Source organism: Azospirillum sp. B510 (genome assembly GCF_000010725.1).
GTDB lineage: Bacteria > Pseudomonadota > Alphaproteobacteria > Azospirillales > Azospirillaceae > Azospirillum > Azospirillum lipoferum_B.
On sequence record NC_013860.1, the window covers coordinates 72580 to 96652 of the forward strand.

General features: G+C 66.1%; 11 protein-coding genes. 2 read left to right on the plus strand and 9 right to left on the minus strand.

What is annotated here, in order from left to right; genetic code table 11:
• Positions 1 to 62 precede the first annotated feature (62 nt).
• The 3 genes from AZL_RS32585 to AZL_RS32595 are packed head-to-tail and all read right to left on the minus strand — an operon-like array spanning position 63 to position 3230.
• On the minus strand, positions 63 to 1034 hold the full coding sequence (locus tag AZL_RS32585; RefSeq protein WP_012978607.1) for an ExeA family protein: 972 nt from the start codon (positions 1032 to 1034) through the stop codon (positions 63 to 65).
• On the minus strand, positions 1028 to 2683 hold the full coding sequence (locus AZL_RS32590) for an IS481-like element ISAzs36 family transposase (RefSeq protein WP_012978608.1): 1656 nt from the start codon (positions 2681 to 2683) through the stop codon (positions 1028 to 1030). Before AZL_RS32590 ends, AZL_RS32585 begins: the two co-directional genes overlap by 7 nt.
• Positions 2676 to 3230: a recombinase family protein gene (locus AZL_RS32595; protein WP_012978609.1), complete on the minus strand. Its 555-nt coding sequence runs from the start codon at positions 3228 to 3230 to the stop codon at positions 2676 to 2678. The genes AZL_RS32590 and AZL_RS32595 overlap by 8 nt, the downstream gene beginning before the upstream one ends.
• Positions 3231 to 3416: 186 nt before the next feature.
• On the opposite strand from AZL_RS32595, the gene AZL_RS32600 reads away from it, so the two are divergent.
• Entirely contained in the window at positions 3417 to 3662 is a 246-nt protein-coding gene (locus tag AZL_RS32600; protein WP_012978610.1) for a FitA-like ribbon-helix-helix domain-containing protein, read from the plus strand.
• Complete coding sequence (locus AZL_RS32605) at positions 3662 to 4081, plus strand: type II toxin-antitoxin system VapC family toxin (RefSeq protein WP_012978611.1); 420 nt, start codon at positions 3662 to 3664, stop codon at positions 4079 to 4081. The genes AZL_RS32600 and AZL_RS32605 overlap by 1 nt, the downstream gene beginning before the upstream one ends.
• A gap of 358 nt (positions 4082 to 4439) precedes the next feature.
• Here AZL_RS32605 and AZL_RS32610 read toward each other — a convergent pair whose 3' ends face one another.
• The 6 genes from AZL_RS32610 to AZL_RS32635 all read right to left on the minus strand — a co-directional run bounded on the left by AZL_RS32610 (position 4440) and on the right by AZL_RS32635 (position 24009).
• Entirely contained in the window at positions 4440 to 5876 is a 1437-nt protein-coding gene (locus tag AZL_RS32610) for a cytochrome P450 (protein WP_012978612.1), read from the minus strand.
• Positions 5877 to 5887: 11 nt separating this feature from the next.
• Positions 5888 to 6553, minus strand: a complete 666-nt coding sequence (locus AZL_RS32615) for an O-methyltransferase (RefSeq protein WP_012978613.1) — start codon at positions 6551 to 6553, stop codon at positions 5888 to 5890.
• Positions 6554 to 6737: 184 nt separating this feature from the next.
• Entirely contained in the window at positions 6738 to 7802 is a 1065-nt protein-coding gene (locus tag AZL_RS33765) for a hypothetical protein (protein ID WP_148219824.1), read from the minus strand.
• Between the two features lie 24 nt (positions 7803 to 7826).
• Positions 7827 to 12272, minus strand: coding sequence for a non-ribosomal peptide synthetase (locus tag AZL_RS32625; protein ID WP_012978615.1), 4446 nt, complete (start codon positions 12270 to 12272; stop codon positions 7827 to 7829).
• A gap of 25 nt (positions 12273 to 12297) precedes the next feature.
• A complete protein-coding gene (locus AZL_RS32630) occupies positions 12298 to 15579 on the minus strand; it encodes a non-ribosomal peptide synthetase (protein WP_012978616.1) in 3282 nt (1093 codons plus the stop codon).
• Positions 15580 to 15582: 3 nt separating this feature from the next.
• Positions 15583 to 24009 carry a non-ribosomal peptide synthetase gene (locus AZL_RS32635; protein ID WP_158306033.1) on the minus strand — a complete coding sequence of 2809 codons (8427 nt, stop codon included), beginning with the start codon at positions 24007 to 24009 and terminating at the stop codon, positions 15583 to 15585.
• Positions 24010 to 24073 lie beyond the last annotated feature (64 nt).

Below are 24073 nucleotides of genomic sequence, written 5' to 3' on the forward strand. Positions count from 1 at the left end.
GCCCAAATTGCGAGCCTCCGCAGAGGCAAGGACGCCATACACGAGCCTTTTTCCGCGTCCTGTTAGAGCGGCAGCCCAGCCGCCTGCATCTGTTGCGTCAGTTCCTGGGCTCTGGCTCCTCCCAGTTCACCACGGAGAAACTGGCGGATCTCCGCCGGTTTGACGCTGAACTGGTCGGCCAGGGAGCGCACGCTGTAGCCGTGACGGGTCAGCCGCGGTTCCAGATCGTCGAGCTGACGCGACAGGATGCTCTCGACCACCTGGACTGTGACCGGTCGGTCCCCGATCCGGAATGCTTCCTCGAACGCAAGGGTCAGATGCTGCTCGATCTGAAGCGGGGTCTTCAGGCGGCTGGCCAGCAACTCCACGGCCACCGCCTCGATCAGCTCGCCGATGTCGATGCCCTCGCCGGCACAGCGTGCGAGGAGCCAGCGGATGTAGGCGAGCTGGTTGCCCGCCATGCCGTCGAACTCGAACACCACCGACCGGTAGCCGATCTCTTCCATGGTCGGGCGCCGGAGGTCGTTCCGGAGTTTGGGATGGCCCACCAGCACCACGGAGAGCATGCCGCCGCCATCGGCCACCACCTCCATCAACCGTTTCAGGCCGATCAGCGTCTTGCCATGCAGATCGTGCGCCTCGTCGACGAACAGGGCCACCGGCTTGCGGCCGCGACGCACAAGCTGTTGCAACTCGCGCTCCCGCTTCTCGCCCAGGGTCGGGATCTTCGGGTCCTTGTCCGGCGAGAGGTCGTGGAACAGCGCGGTGATGAGGGTCGGGATGGTGGTGCGGTCCTTGTCCACCGACAGGCTCTTCGACACCGTGACGCGCCCCTCGCGGGTCAGTTCATCCTGGATGCGGCGAAGCAGCACTGTTTTGCCACTGCCGACGACGCCGGCGACCGCCACCAGGCGGCCAGCCAGGATGGACGCCTTCACATCCTTGATGAGCTGGCGGTGATGGTCGGTCTCATAATACCCGGCCATCAGCAGGTCCCGCTCCAGCCTGAAATATTCCATGACCTCCGTCAGCATGCCCCGCCCCCTCCCGTCCGCTGCCTGAAGTACGCCCGCACCCTCGTCAGCACCTCGTCCTTGGCCAGGGTCTCCCGCACCAGCGTGTCGATCCAGGCCCGGTCCTCGGGCGGCAGCTTCGCCAACGCCAAGCCGATCTCGCCGGCGATCGCGCGCTTGGCTGCGATGATGTCGGAAAAGGTCAGGGTGCGGTAGGGGTCCGGATCGGCGAACGCCACCTTGGCGGCCGGTGCCGTAACGGGCGGTGGCAGGGGCGAGGTGCCGCCGTCCAGGGCCGCGCGCGGCAGGCCGATGCGCTCTGCCAGTTCGGCCACCCGGTCGGCGCGCTCCTCGGACTTGGTCTTCTGATGCTTGCGGTACTTGTGCAGCGGGATGGGACCGCCGACCGGGCCGTAGGGACCATACCGCCGGTCACCATGCTCGACGTAGAGTTCCTGGTCGAACAGCCCCCACCAGAGCACCACGTCCTCGCCGGCCAGGTCCGGATCGACCTCGTAGGCCACGCCATCCACGGTGATACGGGTGTCGATGCCGACCTTGCGCCGTTCCGGCTCCCGCGCGAAAGCGCAGAACCGGTCCCAGGCACACATCTCGCGATAGCCCTTCTCCGGCAGGTGCCGCACCCAGTCCTCGAGGCGGCTGTGCGGCTCGGACCGGTGATCCTGGGCGTTGTAGCGGACAAGAAAGCGGCGCAGCCACAGGTTAGCTTCCGCCTCGTCCTGCGGCTCGTGGAAATGGTAGAGCGTCTCATGGACGTCCTTGACGGTCCGGAACGGCCGCTCGACCTTGCCCTTGGACCGGGCGGTGGTGCGCCGGCCGTCGCTCCCCGCCGGCAGGTGAGACATGACCTTGACGCCCAGGCAGGCCATGACGTTCTGAAACACGCGTGAGCGGGTGACCGGACCGTTATCCATGTAGATCGCCTCAGGGATACCCTGGAACGGCATGTCCTCCTCGGGCTTGGCTGCCATGGCGTTGTAGAGGAAGCGCAGAGCCGATTCCGCGTCCTCTCCGTAGACACACCGGTATTCCTGGTAGACGACGCCGCTGCGGTCGTCAGCGATGCTGAACAGCATCAGGGTCGGCGCTCCGCGGCCGGGCTCGATCCAGAGCGGCTGCTTGACATGCTTCAGGTCCGACGGGCTCATGTCGAACTGCCACAACTCGTTCGACCGTCGTGCCTGGAAGCGGACCGCCGCCGGCGCGCGGGTCAGGCGCTCATGATCGTAACCCCAGGCCCTGAGATATCGGTCCGCCGTCGGCCGGGTGAGCGATCCAGACGGAAGCTTCACCAACCCGTCAGGCGTTTCCACGCCATGCTCCTCCATCAGTTCGATGGCTCGCGCGGTGGACAGATGCCGGCCCTTCTTGTTGGTGGTCCGTAGCTTCAGAGCGGCGATGATCTCGCAGTACCGCTCCATTTCGGCCAAATCGAGCTTGCGGGGCTTCCCCCGATCGGCCCGACGAACCCCTTTCGGCCGCCACTGCCGTTGCAGTGCGCGGTAAACCGTGGCTCGGGACACCCCATAAAGCTCGGCGGCGGATCGCAGGATTTCCAGGCGATCCGGATGACGGGGCGGCAAGGCGTCCAGCCGGCGGCGCAGGTTCACCAGTGCTTCTGACGGAACCTGCCGCCGGCCCTCAGACATCGCCGGCTGCCAACGCGCGGTAGACGGAAGCCCGCCCGATTCCGAGGCGTTCGGCAATAGCCGTGGCTCCAAGCCGTTCCTGTTCCTTCAGGCGACGGACCTCCGCCGGATCGATGGACCGCTTACGGCCCTTGTAGACGCCCTTCGCCTTGGCCTGGGCGATGCCTTCCATCTGCCGTTCGCGCCTGAGGTTTGTTTCGAATTCCGCGAACACACCCAGCATGTCGAGGAAGGCTTTGCCGGCCGCTGTGGCCGTGTCGATCGGCTGCTCCGTCGCCTTCAGCACCGCGCCCTTCAAGCGCAGTTCATGCACGATGTCCTGGAGATCCTTGATCGAGCGCGCCAGACGGTCGATGCGGGTGACCATCAGCGTGTCCCCCGGGTGCAGGAAGTTCAGCAGCAGCGACAACTCTGACCGGCCGGCACGCGTGGCGCCGCTCGCCTTCTCCGAACGCACCACGTCGCAGCCGGCCCGATGCAGCGCCTGCTCCTGGATCGCGACGTCCTGGTCAATGGTCGAGGCCCGAGCGTAGCCGTAAATCGCCATGTCCGTCTCACATGCATCTAGACCTGCTGACGATAGCGTCTCCGGATATCGAAATCCACCCTAATGAGACGTGATAAGTGTCTCAGCGGGACGGCCCAATGGGGTCTACCAAAACGAGCCGCACATCATTGCAATCAACGCAATCATCGCTTAACATCTTCCTCTCGATCATCTCAGGAGCGACCGATGGCCAGCATCACGATCCGAAACTTGGAGGATCCTTTGAAGGCGCGGCTGCGGGTCCGTGCCGCCCACCATGGCCGCTCCATGGAAGAGGAAGCCCGTCATATTCTGCGCGCGGCGCTCACGGAAGAGCGCCAGCCCGCGACCCACCTCGGAGAGGCTATCCGACAGCGGTTCGCGCGACTCGGTGGCGTTGACGTGCCGGACGTGGGCCGCGAGCCTCTGCGCAATCCGCCGAGCTTCGACTGATGATCGTCCTGGACACCAACGTGCTCTCGGAGTTGATGCGTCCCGCACCGTCCGAAGCGGTACTCCGTTGGATCGCCGGGCAACCCGCTGCCAGTCTGTTCACAACAACCGTCACGCAAGCGGAAATCCTGTTCGGCCTCGCCCTGCTGCCGGAAGGGCGTCGCCGGAACGATCTGTTGGCGGCAGCCGAGCAGATGTTTGCCGAGGACTTCGCCGGCCGGGTGCTGCCTTTCGACGCCATGGCAGCCACGGCGTTCGCGCCCATCGCGGCGGGACGGCGGCTGAAAGGCCGGCCGACCGGCGCTTTCGATGCGCAAATCGCCGCCATCGCATCATCCCGGGGCGCCGCATTGGCAACCAGAAACGTGGCGGATTTCCTGGACTGTGGGCTGCCCATCGTCAATCCGTGGGAACGCTGAAGCCATCGTCTCACGCAATGTGAGCAAGGCCGGATGATTGCGAGCATGTCGCACCGACTGTGAGCACAGTCGCAGTTAATCTGAGCATAAGCCCCGTCTCGTTCTCACCGATTTCGAGCAGGATTCGGCGATGAAAGCGAGCACGGCCGCCGATGATCTCAAGCAGCTACAGCTATCCGCGTTGAACTCCATCTCCGCATCGTCGGCGACGACAACACCGTGCTCAGCGACACCGCCGTCCTTCGCCTCGAGCGGGGGCCGACCACGCTGCCCCAGGTTTGCGGCGGTTTCCAAGGCCGCTCTTACACCCGCCCGATGCCGTCGTCCGCCCGGGCCGCCCCATCTTGCGACGGGCTCATCAGCTTCCCTCGATCGCGGTGCTTCCAGATACGATAACGGCGGAAAGAACGTTACCGGAGATCTCCGGAACGGTCCCATCGTGGCCGGCTTCCCGCCGCCGCAGCACTGCCGCCAGACCCTGTTTGGGAACGAGCGAGATCTTCACCGTCAGATCGATCCGGGTCTTGGGCTGAAGCCTCACCATGAACCGCTGCAGGATCATGGCCAGTATCACCTTCAGCTCCACCAGGGCCAGTCCCTGGCCGATGCAATGATGGGCGCCGGCCCCGAACGGTAGGTATTCGAAGGGCGAACAGGCGGCAGAGGTCCAGCGATCTGGATCGAACGCCAGCGGGTTCTCGAATATCTCCGGCATCCGGTGCGTGACATACGAGCTAAAGAAGATGCCGGTTCCTTTCTTCAGGTCATGATCACCGAGCGTGCAGTCACGGACGGCGTAGCGCAGGCCGAAGGGCGATGACGGAAACAGGCGCAGCGCTTCCTTCAGAACCCTGTCCAGATACGTCAGCTCCTTCAGATCGTTCATGCCGGGCGGCGCGCCGTGCAGCTTCTCATCGATCTCGGCGGCCACGCGGCGATAGACATCAGGATGGCAATCCAGAAGGAAGAAGGTCCAGAGCAGGGCCGACGCCGCCGCTTCCTGACACAGGATGGTGTAGGCGTGGGCAACCAGCTCCTCGTTGGTGAAACCGGAGCCGGTTTCATCCCTGGCCTTCATCATCTCCGCCAGCACATCGTCGTAACGGTCCAAGTCCGCCCGCTTCCGCTCGATGGCGTCCATGACGAACCGTTCTATCTTGTCCGTGGTGTCCAGAATGGCGCGGAACGGCAATCCGGGCACATTGAAGGGAAGGAGGAGGATCAGCGGCGACGAGAACTGCCGGATCAACTGCTTGATCAGAGCCACCAGCCGTTCGCCGTCGGTTTCGGCTTCCATGCCGAACATAGTCCTCATGCTGATCAGCGTGACCAGTTTCAGGAAATCCTCGTCCAACTGCCGGGATTCACCGGGCTGCCAGCCGGCGAGAAAACGGTCCGTCTCGTCGACGATGATCTGCCGGTATCGCTCCAGCTGATAAGTGCGGAAAGCCGGCTGAATCATCTTGCGGTGCCGCTGGTGGGCGTTGCCGTTCAACCGCATCAGGCTCAGGGTCAGACGTTCGAACGATGATCCGACCGGCAGGTGATGCTCCCGGAACGCGTCGATCACGAATGTTTCCGGATCGCTCAGCAGCAACCTGTTGTAGCGCGGACCGTAGATATTGATAAACTTTTGGTCGTTCTTCGCCCAACTACAGATCTCGCCATAGCGCCGCTGCATCCGGACGAAAAAGCCGATCTGGTCGGACAGCATCTGAAGCCCCTGCCAGCGATGACCGACACCGGGCGGTGCGAAGGGACCGGGCAGGATAGCGCGCTCGCTCGTGACCGACATGGCCCTGCTCCTCAGGAAATCCGCTTCATGGCCAGGGTCAGGCCGTCGGCCATGGGCAACAGACAGGATAAAACCCGCTGGTCGTCGCGTATCCGTTCATTCAGCCAGCGAATCTGGACGGTCCCGGCCTCGGTGACGGATGGGTCGATCACCTCACCGGAGCGCAGCACGTTGTCGATGGCGATGACTCCGCCCGGACGGACCAGTGTGACGCAGTGCTCATAGTAGGCGAGGTAATTCTCCTTATCCGCGTCAATGAAGGCGAAGTCGAAGCTGTCGGCGTGGCCCTGCCCGATCAGTCCCGCCAGGGTATCGATGGCGGGACCGATCCGCAGGTCGATCTGATCGCTCACGCCCGCTTCCTGCCAGTGGCGCCGGGCGATATCGGTCCATTCGCGGCTGATGTCGCAGGCCACGATCCGGCCCTCGTCCGGCAGTCCGCCCGCCATCCACAGCGTGCTGTAGCCAGTGAACACCCCCACCTCCAGAACCTTGCGGGCCCTGAGCGCCTGGACCAGAAAGCCCAGGAACTGCCCCTGCTCGGCGGGAATCTGCATTTCCGCCAGCGGCAACTTTCCGGTTTCTTCGCGCAAACGCTTCAACACATCCGTTTCTTTTACTGATACATCGAAGACATACTGGTAAAGGTCATCGTTAATTTGAAGTCTGTTCAGCATGAGGTCATTCCTTGCAATACACGGAATTCGTTTATGTTTCTGGTCTCATACCGGCAAGGCAATGACTTGCCTTGCCGTATCGCATTCAGACACCAAGCGGTTTTCCCTGTGCCGATGCGGGCGCACCGTCGCCAGGGGAGCCGGCAGACGATTGAAATAGCGGTTCAATCGTCTGCCGGTCTCGTCAGCCCGCCGGGGCATCCGGGTCAGGGCTTTCGGGAAACAGGGCGAGCCGGCTTCGCTTGAAGCGGTCCAGCACCTCCACTGCCGGCACTTCGGCTTTTGCGGTTGTCCGCAGGCTTGCCTTTTCGTCGCCTGTGAACTGCTGGCAGACGAACCTGTGCGCGTCGTAGGTGCTGGCGAACGCGTCCCGAAACTGCCGGTAGGCTGGCTGGTGGGCCAGCGTGAGGGTGGCGAACCGCGGTTTCAGGGCGGTCAGGCGGTGGACCAGAAAGGCATGATCGGAAGACAGCAGCCCGCTCATGCCCTTCGGAGCGGCGGGCGGCATCATGGATGGACGCACCGTATCGTTGTAGGCACCGACGGAAAAAGCGCCGGTGAACCGAAGAGCAATGGCGGAGCCGGTCAGCAGTTCTGTCAAATGCCGGAGCGCCGCGTCTAAAGCACCCTCCCCGTCCACATCACTGGTACCTGACGCGGTGAGAACGGACTCGAAATGGTGGAGCGCCACGATCAGTCCCTGGATGAGAACGACGAACACGTGATGACCGAAGATCCAACGGTCCATGGGCCGGGGCGCAACCGCATCCGCCGCCGACGCCAGGGACGGGCCGGCCGCCGGGTGGGCCACAGCGCCCTTCCCCACCGCTGCCGACAGGACGCTTTCAATGGCGGCGAACATCTGCACCGCTTGTTCCGGCTCAAGGGAGGTCGTTTCCCGTTCCAGCACCTCCGCAAGCCGAAGAAGAATCTGTAACGCGCCGCCGACGAAAAGCGCGGTGGCGTCGCCGGACACCCGCACCACCCGGCAATACACGTCGTGGGCGGTACCGTCGGCACTCTCCCCGAACACCGGATCATACGCCGTGGCGGGCAGTGACGGCGGGGGCAGAACCCCGAGCGCGTCACGTAAGCGGAACCGCTTTTCCGGTGCCGACCGGGCGTCGAGCACCGCCGTCACCGCCGAACGGCCGAGGGACGAAAGTTCGGCGAAAGCCCCCCATCCCAAGGGAAGATTCTCGGGCTTTGGAAGATGGACGTGGGGCACCGAAATCGAATTGGCAGACATCGGAGGCATCGTGCCCTTCTCCTGCTAAGCGATGGCGCCCGGCCGGCCGGTCGCCGCGGACACCGCCGGAGGGCTGGGGAGAAAATCGGACTCCACAAGGAATTCGAAGCATTTGTGGACCAGCGCTTCGCTGATCTCTGGACAGGCGATCCCGGAACCGGCAAGCCCTGCGTCCGTGTTGCGGCATTCCAGACGACTGTCCACATCCTTCATGATGTCTGGGTGAAACATGGATTTTTCGGCTGTGGCCGGGTTTTCCCGTTGGAAATGGGGGACGAAGGGGTAAAGCGGGTTGTCGGGGCCAACGGTCAGGACGCGCTTGCGGGCGACCTCACGCGAAACAGTTTCGACGCGATAGCCGAACGACCGCACCCAGTCGTATGTCTGCATCGTGGGGATCGGGTTGTGATGCCACAGGTGGAAGGTCTTGCCGATGGAACCGCGTTGCAGAGAAAGATGGGCGATCGCGTCCGCGGCGTAGTCCACCGGAATGATGTCGAAGAGGTTTTCGTCCTCGGGCAAGATGCCCAGCTCCAGATAGCCCTTGAGACCGACCACGAGATAATTGTTGGTCTGGGTGGCGCCGGTGCGGGTGTGGCCCATGATCAGGCCCGGCCGATAGACGGTGACGGGCACCCCCCGTTCGCCCGCCGCCGAAACCAACATTTCCGCCACCCATTTGCTGCGCGGATAGCCGTCGGGCACACGTACTGGGACGCGGTACGCCAGATCGTCTTCCCTGTAAGGCCGGGGAACGCGGGTCCCCAGCAGGGTGTCGATGGTGGACACATAGTGGACCGCCTTCAGCCGCCCTGTGCAGGCAAGCCGCAGGATGTCGCCCGTTGCCAGCACGTTGGGGGCTTTCAGGACCGAATAGGGATAAACGAAATTGACCAGGGCGCCGCTGTGGTAGATCACGTCGATCCGCTCGGCCAGCGCTTGGAAATCTCTCGGCGGCAGTCCGAGTTCCGGCTTGCCCAAATCGCCCGGCACGGCGTTCAGGCGGTCGCGCAGCCCGTCGTTCCAGCAGCGGAAGAAACGGAGCGTGGATTCGACGCGCTCCTGCGCCTGATTGGGGCCGGTGGCGCGTACCAGACAATGGAGCGTGGCATTGGTTCTCCGTGCCAAAGCATCGATCAGGACCGCCCCGAGATAGCCGGTGGCGCCTGTGATGAAAATGTGCTCGGGATCCGTCCAACAGTGGTCCCCGGGGGGTGCGCCGGGCATCAGGTCCAGGGCTGGACGCACCTCCGCCTGAAGCCGCTCGACCGTCCACGGGGTGGCACCGGTAGCGGCACCGCCGGAACGGAGTCCCTCGACGAGGGCGGCGATGCTCTCGACAGTAGGTTCCTGGAAAATCTCTTGAACGGGTAGGTCGAGATCGTAGTCATTGGACAGACGCGACGCCAGTCGCGCCGCGGTGATCGAATCACCACCATGATCGAAGAAATTGTCCAGAACGCCGATTCCGTCCACAGACAGAATGGCCTGCACGGCGGCGGCGATTTCCCGTTCCATGGGGGTGCGCGGCGGGATGGCGGTTTCCGAACGGGTGCCGGCTTCCGGCTTCCGTTCGGCCAGCGCCTTGCGGTCGATCTTGCCGTTGGGCGTGTGGGGCAGCCGGTCCAGGACGGCGATCTCGGCGGGCACCATGTAGTCGGGAAGCCGCAGCCGGAGGAAATCCGCGAGATCCCCGGAATCGGGTCCGGCCGGGGCCACGAAAGCGACCAGCCGCGATGAGCCTTGGCCGTCCGAACGCGCTATCACCGCCGCTGACCGCACCTGGGGATGCGCAGCCAAATGATGCTCGATCTCGCCCAACTCGACGCGGTATCCGCGCACCTTTATCTGCCCGTCCTCGCGGCCGACGAACTCAATGGCTCCGTCCGGGCGCACCCTGCCCAGGTCACCCGTCCGATACAGACGGGCGCCGGGTTCGGCGACGAAGGGATCGGGGACGAAACGTTCCGCCGTCAGGGCGGGATAGCCGGCATACCCACGGGCCAGCCCCGGCCCGCCGATGCAGATCTCCCCTATCACGCCCGCGGGAACCGGACGCAGACTGCCGTCGAGAACCAAAACCCGCGCGAAGGGCAACGGACGCCCGATCGGCACAATCGACGACGTCGGCTCCACCTCTCCTTCCCAGACCGTGGCGTCGATGGTCGCTTCCGTAGGTCCGTAAAGGTTGGCCACCCGCGCCCCGGTCCTGGTTTCGATGAGCTTCTGCAACGCGCTGGTCAGTTGCTCGCCGCCGCTCAAGACCAGACGGAGAGCCGATGCCCGACCAATGCCGGCAGTCTCCACCAGCGCGCCGTGCATGCTGGGGGTGGCGCCGTACACGGTGACCCGATGATCGATGATGTCCTGCACGAACAGCGTTGCATCGAACCGTTCCCGGGACGGCGGCAGCACAATGGCGGCCCCCGACATCAGTGGCCAGAACGTGGCCCAGACCGACGGATCGAAGCTGAACGAATAATGCTGCAGCACGCGGTCCCGCTGGCCGAGCGGCCAGATGTCCTGTCGCCAGATCAGATTGCTGACAACGCCCCGGTGCGTCAGCATCACCCCCTTGGGCTGCCCCGTGGAACCGGAGGTGTGGATGATGTAGGCGAGGTTGGCGGGGGCGACCGGGCATGCGGGATTGCTGTGTGGCTCATCCCGGACAAGCTCGGGATTGCCGATCTCCACGGCCCTGGCCGCAGCGATGTCCGGCAGCCGCCCGGACAGGCCGGGGCAGGCCAGGATCAGCCGCAAGTCTGTGCGCGCGACCAGCAGGCGCACCCGTTCGTCCGGCTGGCCGGGATCGATGGGTATATAGGCGCCGCCCGCCTTCAGGACAGCCAGCATCGCAATGACGAATTCCGGCGAGGGGTGCGCGAACAGGCCCACCCGCACCTCCGGCCCTATGCCGTGGCGGATCAGGAAATGCGCCATGCGGTTCGCCTGCCGGTTCAGCTCTTGATAGCTCAGCGCCTGCTGCCCGTAGACGAGGGCGTCGGCATCCGGCGTGCGCGCAGCCTGCTCTTCCACAAGGTGGTGGATGCAACGCGAATCCTGCCGGCCCATTTCCGCCGGCAGAGCCGGATGAACCGGCTCTCCATCGGCCGAGGTCGGGCGGACGGCAGCCTCGGGTTGAGCGGCCATCCGGTCCAGCAGGACAAGGATATGGTCCAGCAGCCGGTCTATCGTTCCGGAGTCGTAAATGGAACGGTTGGCTCGGAGGGTCAGCGTTGCCGCAGCTTCTTCCTCGACGACATGGAATTCCAGTTCGAAGAGTGAACGGCCCGTGTCCACCGGGAACCGGGTCCAGGTGATCCCCCCCGTTTCGGCGGGAGATTCCCGGCATTCGTGGCGGAACGATGCCTGGAACAGCGGTGTCCGGCTCAGGTCGCGTTGGGGTTGCAGATCTTTGACCACATGGCCGAAGGGAACGGCGGCATGTGCCAGCGCATTCCGCAGCACCGACGCCGTGTCCCGCAATACCATGGCAAAGCTGTGGTCCGGGTCGATGACGGTCCGGAGCGCCACCATGGTCGAACAGGGGCCGGCGGTGCTTCGCCATTCTGGGAGCCTGACCTCCATGCCCACCGCCAGATCGTTCCGGCCGGAGGCCCAAGCCAGACCGATCCGGTAAGCGGTCAGGTAGGGGAGGGACGGATCGCCGCCGTCCTGCCCCAGGGACCGGAGCCGCGCCAGTGACCCGCCGTCCAGATGCCGGACACGCGAGAAGGCGTCGTGGGTCAAAACCGGGGGCCGTTGATGAGCGGACGGAAGGGAAAGAACCGGACTCCCGGCAAGCGCCCCGCGCCAGAACCGCAGTGAGTCCTCCGCCGCCGCAGAGTCCAGATGGGCGCGCTGCCGCTCCACGAAGTTCGAGAAGGCAGGAGGCGCGGCCTCGCCCTCCGGCGCCGGTCCGCTGCCGGCCCCGTACCGCGCCCTCAGGTCGCGGATCAGGATGTCCGGGGTATCGTCGGCGGCGATGATCCTGTGCATCGCGACCAGCAGGACGTGAGCGGCTTGGGCCGTTTTCACCAGGGTGGCCCGCCAACCCGGCGCCGCGGCGATGTCGAACGTCCGGCCCGCCAGATCGTGGACCAGACGCACCACCTCCTGCCGGCATCGATCGTCCGGCACGCCGCTCAGATCCACGATCTCCAATGCCGGAATGGGGCATCCCGGAATGCGCAGCGGCTTGCCGGCCATGTCGACGATGCGCGTGGTCAACAGGTCGTTCCGTCCCGCCACGGCGTCCAAACTCTGCTTGAGCCGCACCGGATCAAGCGCGCCGGCCAAGGAGTAGGCCGCCAGTACCGGCGGCAGATTGGCCGGATTGAGGGTGTGCAGTAGCCACACACGGTGCTGCTCGACCGAAAGGTTGGTGCCGCTTCCGGCGACTTGCAGCCATTTCGACAGGAGATCGCGCAACGCGGAGGGCGATGACGGCGCGGCGTCCTGAATGCTCATGGATCCGTCCTCTGTTCTTTGTCGTTCAAGTGATCAGCATCTGCATTTCCCGCTGGATCACAGGGTCGTTGAGCAGACAGGCGATGTCGGCGTCAGAAAGCTTCTGAATGGCCTCGTCCATCCGGTCTTTTTCCGACGTCGCGATCCGGCGGCGGCGCTCGGCTTCCTCAAGCACCACTGCGGCAAGCTGTTCCACCGTCGGCGCCTCGAAGACGGCGCGCATGGGGAGCTGGACACCGAATTCGATCTCCACCTTCGACACCAGCTGTAAGCACAGTTGTGAATCGCCCCCTGCGGCGAAAAAATCGTCGTGGACACCCACCTGCTCCACCTTCAGCAGGTCGGCGAAGGCACCGGCCAGCCAACTCTCGGCGGGGGTACGGGGGGGGGTGTGCGTCGGCGCCGTCCGCCGCGTTCCGGGAACCGGCAGGGCGCGGTAATCGATCTTGCCGTTGGCCAGCCGCGGAATCTCCGGCAGGACCGCGAACCGGGTGGGCACCATGAACCGAGGTAGCGACCGCTCCAGGACAGCCCCCAGAGCACCGACCGCCTGTTCCGCGGTCACGCCGGCGGTAGCGGCGGCGTCCAGGACCACGAACACCGCCAGTTCCGGGCGCCCCCTGTCGCCAGAATGGGCCGCGGCCACGGCCTCCCGGACCGCGGGCTGCCGTTGCAGCACCGCTTCGATCTCTCCCAATTCGACGCGGAAGCCGTTGACCTTCACCTGCCGGTCCAGACGGCCGAGGAACATCAAGCTGCCGTCGGGCCGCTGCCGCACGCGGTCGCCGGTCCGATACAGCCGGCTGCCTGGTGGGCCGAATGGATCGGGTAGGAATCGCTCCGCCGTCAGGCCGGCTTGCCCGGCATACCCCCGTGCCAGACCGTCGCCGCCAAAGAATAGCTCGCCGGCTGCCCCGAACGGCGCCGGCTGCCCCCAGCAGTCGAGCACCCAAGCGGTGGTGTTGGCGAACGGGACGCCGATGGACACCTCATCGCCAGACGCGGCATCGATCCATTGGCTGCTGGACCAGATCGTGGTTTCCGTCGGCCCGAAGCAATTCAGGAGCCGCACACCCGTGGCGAGAAGCTGGCGGACGAGATCGGGCGGCAAAGCCTCCCCGCCGCTGACGGCGGTCAGGCCGGAACCGTTGGTCCAGCCCGCGTCCAACAGCAGACGCCAGCCGGACGGAGTTGCCTGCACGATGGTCGTGCCGTCCATCTCCGAGCGCCAGAGGTTGCCATCGACCACCCGGTCGAGGGGCAGGATCTTGACCGCAGCGCCGACGGTCAACGGCAGGAACAGCTCGGCATAGGCGATGTCGAAAAGCGGCGTCGTCACCGCACCCCAGAGATCGGACGGCCCGATTCCGATCCGCTTCCCCATGGTCAGGAGCAGATTCCCCAGGGCACGCCGAGTGACCATCACTCCTTTCGGCGTCCCGGTGGATCCCGATGTGTGGATGATATAGGCGAGCTGGTCGGGGGATGACCTGTGCGGCAGGTCATCGTCGGGATGCGCCGTGATGGCCTGCCGCTCCTCGTCCAGGCGGACGATCACCGGACGCGCGCCGGGCAACGGCGGCGGCGGACCGTCATCGGCCATGATCAGAACCGGGACGCCGCAGGCGGCCAGTATAGCGCGGTTGCGCGGCACCGGGCCAGCGGGGTCCAGCGGAATGAAGGTGCCGCCGGCCTTCAGCACAGCCAGAAGTGCTGCGAGCAGGTCCACCGACCGCTCGATGTATACAGCGACCGGGGTTTCGGCGCCGACACCGTGCGCGCGCAGATGGCGGGCCAGCTGATTGGCCCGGCGGTTCAGCGCCCCATAGGTGATCGTCGCCGGGCCGGCGACGGCGACGGCATCCGGGGTCAGGGCGGCCTGCCGTTCAAACAGATCCGGCATCACCGCCGGATCGGGCCAGACGTGGTGAGTGGCGTTCCACCCGCCAAGCGCCGCCGCCAGTTCTCCACCTCCTGCCAGCGGAAGCGTGTCGTGGTCGGCGCCGGAATCGTCCGCCATGGCCGCAAGGACGGTCAGGAAAGCGTCGGCGATCGAGGCCAGCGGAATGTCCAGGGCGCTTTCGTCGCCCTGGATCACCAGCCTGTAGCCACCCCCGTCGACAACGGCTTCGACCCGCACCAGCAGGGCGAAATTGGTCATCTCGGCGAACACCGCGTCGGTCAGGGCAAGTCCGCCGTCGAGCCGTTCCGCAGCCGCGGTGAAGTCGGTGAAGCTAAAGACGGTATCGAAGGGAGCGCGCCCGCTCTGCTCTTTGACAATCTCGGCCAGCGGGTAGCGCCGGAACGGGGAAAGCCGCGTCTCGGCCTCGACGGTCTGAATGATGAGATCCCGCCAGCTTTCCGGCCGCAGCCGCAGCCGGAACGGGACGACGTTCAGAAACAGGCCGAGAGCTGCTTCGGCGCCGGGTTGCTCCGGCCGCCCGTTGGTCAGCAGCCCCGTCACAACCTCGCGGTTTTCGCACAGAACGGTTAGAACGCGGAGGTGTGCGGCGAAGAACAGGCTCTTGAGCGGGACGCCGAGCTTCGCGGCCAGACGGCCCAGCGACGTCCCGATGGCTGCCGGCACATCCACCGTCCGTTCGGTGGCGCCGCCCGCCCATTCCCCCTGCCGGCGGTGGCCGCGGGAAACCGACGACGCCGGGTTGTCGCGCAAGTAATCGTTCCAGAATTCCCGCTGGGCCGCCGACCGTACGGCCGCCTGCTCCAATTCCACAGAGCGCCGGAAAATTGCACCGGCGCCGGGCAGCGGCGGCGGGACTATCCCATTCAGCCGGCACGCGTACTCGTTCAACACCTCGACCAATAGAACGCCGACGCTCCAGCCGTCGAGAATGGCGTGGTGGAAGCGCAGGCTGAACTGGAAAGTCTCATCGTCCCAGAGATGGGCATGCACGGTGAAAAGCGGCGGCGCCTTGATGTCGAAGCCGCGTCGCCGCTGACCGGCAATCCAATCGGACACCCGTTGCTTCCGGTTCTCCGGCGGCACCGACCGCCAATCGCCCACGGCCACTGCAACCGGGCAGGAGGCATAGACGATCTGCACGGGTTCGCTGAACCCACCCAAGTCGAAGCCGGTTCGCAGAACGGCGTGGCGCTGAACGGCGGCCTGAACCGCTTTGGTCAGGGCGGTCTCGTCCAACCGGGCTTTCACCGTAAAGCTGAAGACGTTCAGATAAATGGATACCGCATCCTCGTCGTAAAGACTGTGGAACAGCATCCCTGCCTGCAGACGGGTCAACGGATAGGCGTCGATGATGTCGGCGCCGTTGGCGCAGCCGGAATCCATGGTTCACCTCTCACCCGCACGGGACTGCAAGGTGCGCAGCCGGGCGCGGTCTTCCACCGACAGCAGGGCAAAAGGAACCGTCTCTTCCCCCCCCTCTGGCATCCCCTCCAATGCCGGAGCCTCCGGGAGGTTCTGGGCCAGGGCGAAGACTGTCGGGTTGCTCAGCAAATATTGAAGCGTGATGTCCAGCCCAATGGCACGGGACTCGTAAATAACCCTCAGCGCCCTCATGGAGTCTCCTCCAAGTGCGAAGAAGTTATCATAGATACCAACCCTATCGATCGATAGAACATTGCGCCATATCTCGGCAATCTTCCGTTCTTCTTCGGTGCGTGGTGCCGTGAATTCTTCTCCAAGGGAAGGCCGCGTATCCTCGACGGCCGGCAGCGCCTTGCGGTCCAGCTTACCGGTGGCGGTCCGCGGCATCCGTTCGACGGGGATGAAGAGTGACGGGATCATGTAATGGGGCAGTACCCGGCCCAAGCTGTGCCGCAGCACTTCCGGCGGCGGCAGGCCGCACCCCGCCGCCGTTTGGACATGGGCGACGAGGCGGTCGGCTTGGCCGGGCCGGTGGTTCACCGTGACGGCAGCGACAGCGATTTCGGTGTGCCGGAGCAGCGCGGCTTCGACCTCGCCCGCTTCGATCCGGAAGCCTCGCAGCTTGATCTGGTGATCCGTGCGGCCGCACAGCACGACATCGCCGCTGGCGAGCATCCGGGCGCGGTCCCCGGTGCGGTAGAGGCGAGCGCCGGGCCGGCCGCAGAACGGGTCGGGCATGAAGCGGAGGGCGGTTTCCGCCGGGGCGTTCAGGTATCCCCGCGCCAGCCCGATGCCGCCGATGCACAGTTCCCCTTCCACGCCGATGGGCACCGGGTTCCCATGGTCGTCAAGGATGTGGAGGTCAGTGCCGGCCAGCGGTTCCCCAAGCGAGAGCGACATGCCCGCCGACACCACCTGGGCCGCCGACCAGACCGTCGTCTCGGTTGGGCCGTACATATGCCACACCCGGTCGTGAGTGGCGGTGATCGCGGCAACGAGCTGCGGATCGGCCGGTTCTGCCCCGAACAAAGCCTTGATCTGCCGGTTGCCGAAACCGCCCGCTTCGAGCAGCATCCGCCACTGGGTCGCGGTGGCCTGAACCACGGTGGCTCCGGCATCCAGGATCGCCGTCCTCATGCTGTGTCCGTCCGCCAAGGCGGACTCCGGCAGGAGGGCCAGGGTCGCCCCGGCGGCCAGCGGCGGAAAGATCTCCGCGACCGAAGCGTCGAAGGCGAAGCTCGCCTGCGATGTCTGGACATCGCCGGCCCCGATGCCGATCAGATGCCGCATCGACATGACCAAATTGGCCAGCGCCCCATGGGTGATTTGCACGCCCTTCGGCACGCCGGTGGAGCCGGAGGTGTGGATGACGTATGCCAGATGGCCGGAATCGACCGTCGCCGGCCGTTGCGCCTCACCGTCCTCTTCCCCGTCCTGTCCTCCGTCGATCAGGATGGCGGCCGGGCCAGTTTCCGCCAGAACGTCGGCCAGTTCCCCGGTGGTGATCACCGCCGCCGCATCGGACGACCGCAGGATGGCATTGAGGCGCTGGGGCGGGTGAAGCGGATCGAGCGGCACATAGGCGCCGCCCGCCTTCAGAACCGCTAGAATGGCGATAACCGCATCGACGGACCGCGGCAGCAGAACCCCGGCCCGGACCTCGGGACCGACCCCCAGCCGTCGCAGGCGCCGGCTCAGCCGCCCGGCGTCCTTGTCCAATTGGCGGTAGGTGAGCATCCGGCCGCCACAGCGCACGGCAACGGCGTCCGGCTGTCGCTCGGCCTGCCGCTGGATCATGGCGTGGACGGGCTCGAACGGTGTCGGGAGTGCGGCTTCGGCACACCGGAAGCGCCCGATCAGCCGCCGGTCGTCCGCCGCCAGCGGCAGGCCGGCGGCGAGGCTCCGTTCGGGGTCGTCCATCATGTGGTCGAGCAGTGCCAGGAACCGGTCGATGAACCGCTCGACGGTTTCGGGGGCGAAAAGATCCGTGCTGTAGACGACGCGCCCGATGAACTCCGGCTCGTCCCAGAAATGAATCTCCAGATCGGCGCGAGCCGCCCTCAGTCCGCGCTCCACCACCTCCACGGGCATCCCGGCGAAATCCTGCCGGCTGCGTGGCGGCTGAAGCACGAACAGGACGGGCAGAAGCACGCTATGAGCAAGGTGGCGGTCGGCCTTCACCTCGGCGACCACCTGTTCGAAGGGGACGTGCTGATGGCGGAACGCCTCCAGGCAGGTGGCACGGGTCCGCTCCAGAACGTCGCGGAACGTTGCGCCGCCGTCCACGTGGGTGCGCAAGGCCAGCATGTTGACGAAATTGCCGATGGCCTCAAACACCTCTGGCCCTTCCCGGTTGGCGACGGCCGTGCCGACGATTATGTCCGGCTGATCGCACAGGCGGGCCAATTCGATGTTCAACGCGGCCAGGAGGACCATGAACGGGGTCTTGCGCTCGATGGCGGCGAAACGACGCAACCGCTCCGACCGGGCCTGACCGAGACGCAGTTCGCGCCAATCCCCGTTCCAGGACAAGACGGGCGGACGCGGGAAATCGGGGGGCAGGTTGAGCGGCGACAGACCGGTCAGCGCCTCGCGCCAGTAACGCAGCCCGTCCTCGAGCCGTGCATCCTTGTGTCGGGCAACATGCACGGCCTCGCTCCCGCCGTCCGTGGCCGGAGACGGCACGGCCTCCGCCCAAGCGTCCGCGGCAGCCAGGCCGTTGTAGAGGACGGACAACTCGCCCATGGCGATGTCGAGCGACAGCCCGTCGGCGATCAGGTGGTGGGTCACCAGCCCGAGGATCAGGTCCGATGGTCCGGGATAGACGAACAGCCGCAGCAGGGGACCGGTCCCCAGGTCGAAGGGCCGGTGGATCGCGTCATCGAAATGGGCAAAAGCCTGAGCGTCGCGGCTGTCGGCGTCGTTTGGCCATTCGACGACTTGGGCATCGGGGGCGAGCCGCTCATGCACCTCCCGGCGAGGTTCGCCGTCGATGACCCGGAAAGTCGAGCGCAGGATCGGATGGCGGCGCACCAAGGCTCCCAGCGCCGCACGCAGCCGCCCGACATCAAGCGTCCCCCAGATGCGGGCGCAAAAGACGCTGTTCAGTGCCGGGGTCCCTGGCATGAGGCTTTCCAGATACCAGACCCGCTGCTGCGGTGCGGTGAGCGGAAGAGGCTCCTGGAACACCGCCGCGTTCGCCGGGGGCGGTGCATCCGGCTCGACCCGCCGTTCCAGCAGCCGGTCGATGTCCGCCGAAAGCTGACGCAATGTGGACTTGTGGAACAATACCGTCTGGCGCAGTTCGACGCCGAACGCCTTGTGGATCGCGGCGGACAGCCGCATCCCGAGCAGCGAGTGGCCTCCCAGGGCGAAGAAGTCGTCGTCCCGCCCGATCGCGCCGGCCCCCAGCAGGTCTGCCCAGATCCGCGCGACCGCATATTCGGTCGGCGTGGCGGGGGCGGCGTCGCTGGTCCCCGCCAGCAGCGGGTCGGGGACGGGAAGCGCCTTGCGGTCGATCTTGCCATTGGACAGGCGCGGCATCGCATCGAGGAAGACCAGATCCCGCGGCACCATGATGCGGGGCAGTGCTGCGGCGAGATGCTCTTTCAGGACCTCGATCCGGTGCCGGGCGTCCGCGTCGGAGGATGGCCGAAAGGCGGACCGGAGAATGACGTAGGCCGTCAGCACCGTGTCGCCGGATACGGACGCCCGCGGCACCACCAGAGCGTCTTCGACCACTGGGTGCCGGCGCAGGACAGCCTCCACCTCTCCCGGCTCGATGCGGTGCCCGCGGATCTTCACCTGGCGGTCCAGCCGGCCCAGATAGTCGAGGTTCCCGTCCGGCCTGAAACGCACCCTGTCGCCGGTGCGGTAAAGCCGCCCCCCGGCCGGGCCGAACGGGTCCGGGATGAACCGTTCGGCGGTCAGATCGGGCCGGCCCAGATAGCCGCGCGCCAGCCCCGCCCCGCCGATATAAAGCTCGCCCGACAAGCCGGCGGGCCGGGGCCGCATCCACGCGTCCAGCACATAGACCTGGGTGTCGGCGATCGGCCCGCCGATGGCGATGTCGTCGGCCCGATCGATCAGCTGTCCGGTCGAATACACCGCCGTTTCCGTCGGGCCGTAATAGTTCAACACTCTGGCGCCGGTTTCCAGCATGCGTTGGGCCAGCTGCTCGTTCAGCGCCTCGCCTCCGGTGATAACGGTCAGATGCCGCCCCTCCCGCCATCCGGCCTCGGTGAGCATTTGCCACGTCGCTGGGGTCGCCTGCATGACGGTCGCGCGGGTCAGCGCGTCCCGCAGCGCCTCACCGTGGTTGGTTTCGCAGGCGGGCAGGATGTCGACACTGCCGCCGACGATCAGGGGCAGGAACAGCTCCACCTGCGCCATGTCGAACGAAAACGTCGTGACGGCCGCCAGACGGTCCTCTGCCGTAATGCCGGTCTTCCCGACCATCGATTGCAGCATGTTGGTCAGGCCGCGCTGGGTGACCATCACCCCTTTGGGCTGTCCGGTGGAGCCGGAGGTGAACAGCACATAAGCGATGTGATCCGGCACACGATGATCCGGACGGACGCACAGTTCCGGATCGCTATCGGGCCGGTTCTCCACCCCCGGCGGGCCGCGGTCGATCACCACCAGTTCCGGGGCGGTGCCCCTGAAAGTCGGCGCCAGACGGTCCTGGGTGATGAGGATTCCGGCTCCGCACTCCGCCAGGATGCGGGCGTTCCTTTCCGGCGGATGGGTCGGGTCGAGGGGGACATAGGCAGCACCGGCCTTGTTGACCGCGAGAAGCGCCACCGCTATGGCGCACGACCGTTCCAGCGCCACCCCCACGAAGCGGTCCGGGAACGCCCCACGTGCGCGCAAGTGATCGGCAAGCCGGTTTGCCCGCGCGTCAAGCTGCGCATAAGTGAGTGCTTCGCCACCGCTGCGCACCGCGATGGCGTCGGGCGTGCGCCGGACGGCAGCTTCGAACAGATCCCGGACCCAGCAGACCCCATCCCCGCCGCGTAGAACACCGCCGTTCCGTCCCGCCGCCTGGCCCAGCCCGTCTTCGGGGACCGGGAATTCAGACACCCGCCGCTCGGGGTCACGGGCGATTTCCTCGGCCAACAACCGGTAATGGGCCGCCATGGCGGACACGGTCTCGTCGCCGACCGCGCTGCGGTCGTATTCGATGAGGCAGGCCAGCCCATCCTCGCGTTCCGTGACCGAGAGCATCAGATCGAACTGGCTGTCGGGCTTGGTCAGGGGGATCGGTTCGGCAGACAAGGCATCGAACCCGCGGCTGAAGGGGACGCTGGCGCTCAGCAGATTGAAGACGATGGCGAAGAACGGATTGCCCGATTCCGGCCGCGCCCCGCGGTGCTGCTCGACCATCAGGGCGAAGGGATAGTCCTTGTGGTCGAGTGCCCCCAGAACCACGTCCCACGTGCGTTCGAGCACGGCCGGGAACGGCGCGTCGCCGCGGATCCGGGCGGCCAAGGGCAGCAGATTGACCAGGGGACCGACGGTGCGCCCCCAGTCCGGGGACGGACGGGCCGCGACCGCGGAGCCGACGACGAAATCATCTTCCGCCAGAAACCGCTGGGCCACCACGTTGAAAGCGGCCAGGAGAACCGTGAATAGGGACACCCGACGGGAGTCCGCCAGTGCCTTCAGCACCGTGAGCACGGCAGCGGGAATGGAGAATTCCAGAGAACTCCCGCCGGCCTGCGTCATCCGGCGGGAGCCGGCTTCCAGCCTGGCCAGCGGCGGCAGGTCGCGCAACACCCCCGTCCAATAGGCGCGGAGCCGTTCGCCATCGGGACCGGCAAGCATAGCCCTCTGCTGGACGACGTAATCGGCAAAGCTCCGGTCCGGAGCCGGGATCACCGCACCGGGGGCGGCGATCGCCGTGGCCAGTTCCTCGAACAGCAGCGAAAGCGACCAATAATCGCAAATGATGTGATGGACGCTGACCAGCAGCACCATCCGGTCCCCGTCGCCGGCGAATAGATCGAAGCGAATCAGGGGGCCGTGGGTCAGATCGAAGGGCCGCCATGCCTCCCGGTTCAGGGCAACCGCCAGGGCGTTCCCGCTACCCGTCCCGTCGTGACGGCGGAACGCGAACACCGGTTCGTCCCGGACGATCCGGCGCTGACCGCCGTCGTCCATCGCCGGGAACACAGCCCGCAGCAGAGGATGACGCTCCAGAAGATCGCGGCAGGCTTTCTCGACGTCGGCGGTCTCCGTCCTGGCGGGCAGGCGCCAAGCCAAGGCCAGGATCGATTCGGAGCTCTCGGGATGCCCTGCATGAAGGTACCACAGCCCTTTCTGGACAAAGGAAAGCCCGTCGTCCCGGCTTCCGGCGCCGGGGACCGCCTCCGCCGACCGGCCACGCTCACCGTTCGGTGCGTCGGCGGCGATCCGGTCCACCAGATCCGTCAGGCTGCTTTCGAGCAGTTGCTGTAGACTGCCTCTAACGCCGAATCGGGCTTCGAGACCGCCGAGAAGGACGGCTCCCGAGAGGGAATCGATGCCGAGAAAGGCAAGCGGCACCGAACCGTCGATGGTCCCGTCCCGTCCCATGGCTCGCGCGATCTGCTCCTCCAGATAGATCCGCACCAGATGCCGCCGTTCATGGCCGTCCGCGGGGATGTCCGCGCCTTGCGCTGCGGCGCCCCCTGCTTCCAAAGCGGACGAAACGACGGCCAGTGCACGGCGCGTAAGGGTACCGTCCAGAAAGGCGTCGCGGCACGCACGGCGCCGCACCTTGCCGCTCGATGTTCTGGGCAGGGCGCCGTGGGGAATGAGAACCACCCAATCGGCCTGTAGCCCTTGAGCCGACAGCACGGACTGGCGTATCGCGTCGGCAATGGCCCGAAGGTCGCCATGCCGGTGCCGGCGTAGCACTTCCTGCACGATAACGATCCGTTCGCAGCGCGCGGCCTCGTCCGGCACCGAAAATGCCGCACAGCCAGAGGCACGGAGCGCAGGGTGGCAAGTTTCGGCGATCCGCTCCAGATTCTGAGGCGCGTGATTCGCCCCCGCGACGATGATCAGATCCTTGGACCGCCCGGTGATGAACAGATCGCCGTCGAACACGAACCCCAGGTCGCCAGTTCGCAGAAACCCCCCCTCCCCTGCTTCCTGAAGCACCCCTTGAAAGACGTCGCCGGTTTCCATCTCCCGCTGCCAGTATCCGTTGGAGACGCTGGCACCGCGAACCCAGATTTCACCGACCTCATCCGCCTCGCAGCGCCTGCGTTCCACGGGATCGACGATCGCGATGTCGATGCCCGGTGGCGGGTGCCCATGCCCGACCAAGGTCTGCCCATCCGATGCCACCGGCTCGACGCGGAACCTTTGCAAGGCGTCGGTAGCGAAGGACCGCGCTTTCGGCCGCCCCGGCGAGCCGCTAACGAAAAGCGTCGCTTCCGCCAGCCCGTAGCAGGCGCGAAAGGCGGACGGGTCGAAACCGGCGCGGGCGAAGCGGCGGGCGAAGCGGTCGAGCGTGTCGGGAAAAATCGGCTCGGCACCGCAGAAGGCCACCTCCCAGTGGCTGAGGTCCAGGGCTTCGATGTCTTCGTCCGTGGCCTTTTCCACGCAAAGATCGTAGGCAAAATTGGGAGCGCCGCTGATGGTTGCCCCCGTTCGCGCGATGACCCGCAGCCAGTCCAGGGGCCGGCCCAGGAAATGGGTGGGCGGCAGGATAAACGCCGGAAATCCGGCGTAGAGCGGCGACAGAATGCCCCCGATCAGGCCCATGTCATGGTAGGGGGGCAGCCAACTGACCCCGACGCTTCGGCCGGACAGACCGAACAGGCGGCTGCTGTGAGCCAGGTTGTCCAGCAGATTGCGATGGGTCAGCACTACTCCGCGGGGCCGCCCGGTCGAACCCGACGTGAACTGGATGATCGCCGGTGCCGCCGGGTCGATGATGGGCGGCGGCTCCCAGTGTCCCGCACCGGCCCCGGAGTCTTCGACGAAGTCGTCACTGTCCAAGGGCAGCCGGGGCAGGCCGCGCAGGGCCGGCAGTCGCTCATCGTGTTGGTCGAGGTGACCGATCACCGCGGTTTCGGCGAGGACGCCGCCCAGAGCCGCGTCCTCGGCCAGCTGGTTCACACGGTCCCCGTGGTTTCCGCCGACGCGGGAATGGCAGGGCACGGCGACGGTCCCCGCCAGCAGGCAGCCGTAAAGTCCAGCCACGAACCCGGCACCGGGGGAGGCCAGCAGCAGCGCCCTCCTGCCGTTCAGACCGTTTGCCCGAAGCTGTGCGGCGATTCGCCCGGCCCTGGCCGCAAGTTCGGCCCAGGTCACGGCGGTTTCACCATGATCCGACAGGAATGTGAACGCGGTATCCTGCGCGTTGATTTCCGTGCGCAGGCCGATGAGACCGGCCAAGGTCGCCGGTCCGCCGTCCACGCCAGCCTCACGCACCTGTTCCGTACACCGACACATCACCCGG

What these genes read in the sequence shown, in the direction of transcription:
- AZL_RS32585 (WP_012978607.1), bottom strand. Translation starts at nt 1,034, where the DNA reads ATGCTGACGGAGGTCATGGAATATTTCAGGCTGGAGCGGGACCTGCTG.
- AZL_RS32590 (WP_012978608.1), bottom strand. Translation starts at nt 2,683, where the DNA reads ATGTCTGAGGGCCGGCGGCAGGTTCCGTCAGAAGCACTGGTGAACCTG.
- AZL_RS32595 (WP_012978609.1), bottom strand. Translation starts at nt 3,230, where the DNA reads ATGGCGATTTACGGCTACGCTCGGGCCTCGACCATTGACCAGGACGTC.
- AZL_RS32600 (WP_012978610.1), top strand. Translation starts at nt 3,417, where the DNA reads ATGGCCAGCATCACGATCCGAAACTTGGAGGATCCTTTGAAGGCGCGG.
- AZL_RS32605 (WP_012978611.1), top strand. Translation starts at nt 3,662, where the DNA reads ATGATCGTCCTGGACACCAACGTGCTCTCGGAGTTGATGCGTCCCGCA.
- AZL_RS32610 (WP_012978612.1), bottom strand. Translation starts at nt 5,876, where the DNA reads ATGTCGGTCACGAGCGAGCGCGCTATCCTGCCCGGTCCCTTCGCACCG.
- AZL_RS32615 (WP_012978613.1), bottom strand. Translation starts at nt 6,553, where the DNA reads ATGCTGAACAGACTTCAAATTAACGATGACCTTTACCAGTATGTCTTC.
- AZL_RS33765 (WP_148219824.1), bottom strand. Translation starts at nt 7,802, where the DNA reads ATGTCTGCCAATTCGATTTCGGTGCCCCACGTCCATCTTCCAAAGCCC.
- AZL_RS32625 (WP_012978615.1), bottom strand. Translation starts at nt 12,272, where the DNA reads ATGAGCATTCAGGACGCCGCGCCGTCATCGCCCTCCGCGTTGCGCGAT.
- AZL_RS32630 (WP_012978616.1), bottom strand. Translation starts at nt 15,579, where the DNA reads ATGGATTCCGGCTGCGCCAACGGCGCCGACATCATCGACGCCTATCCG.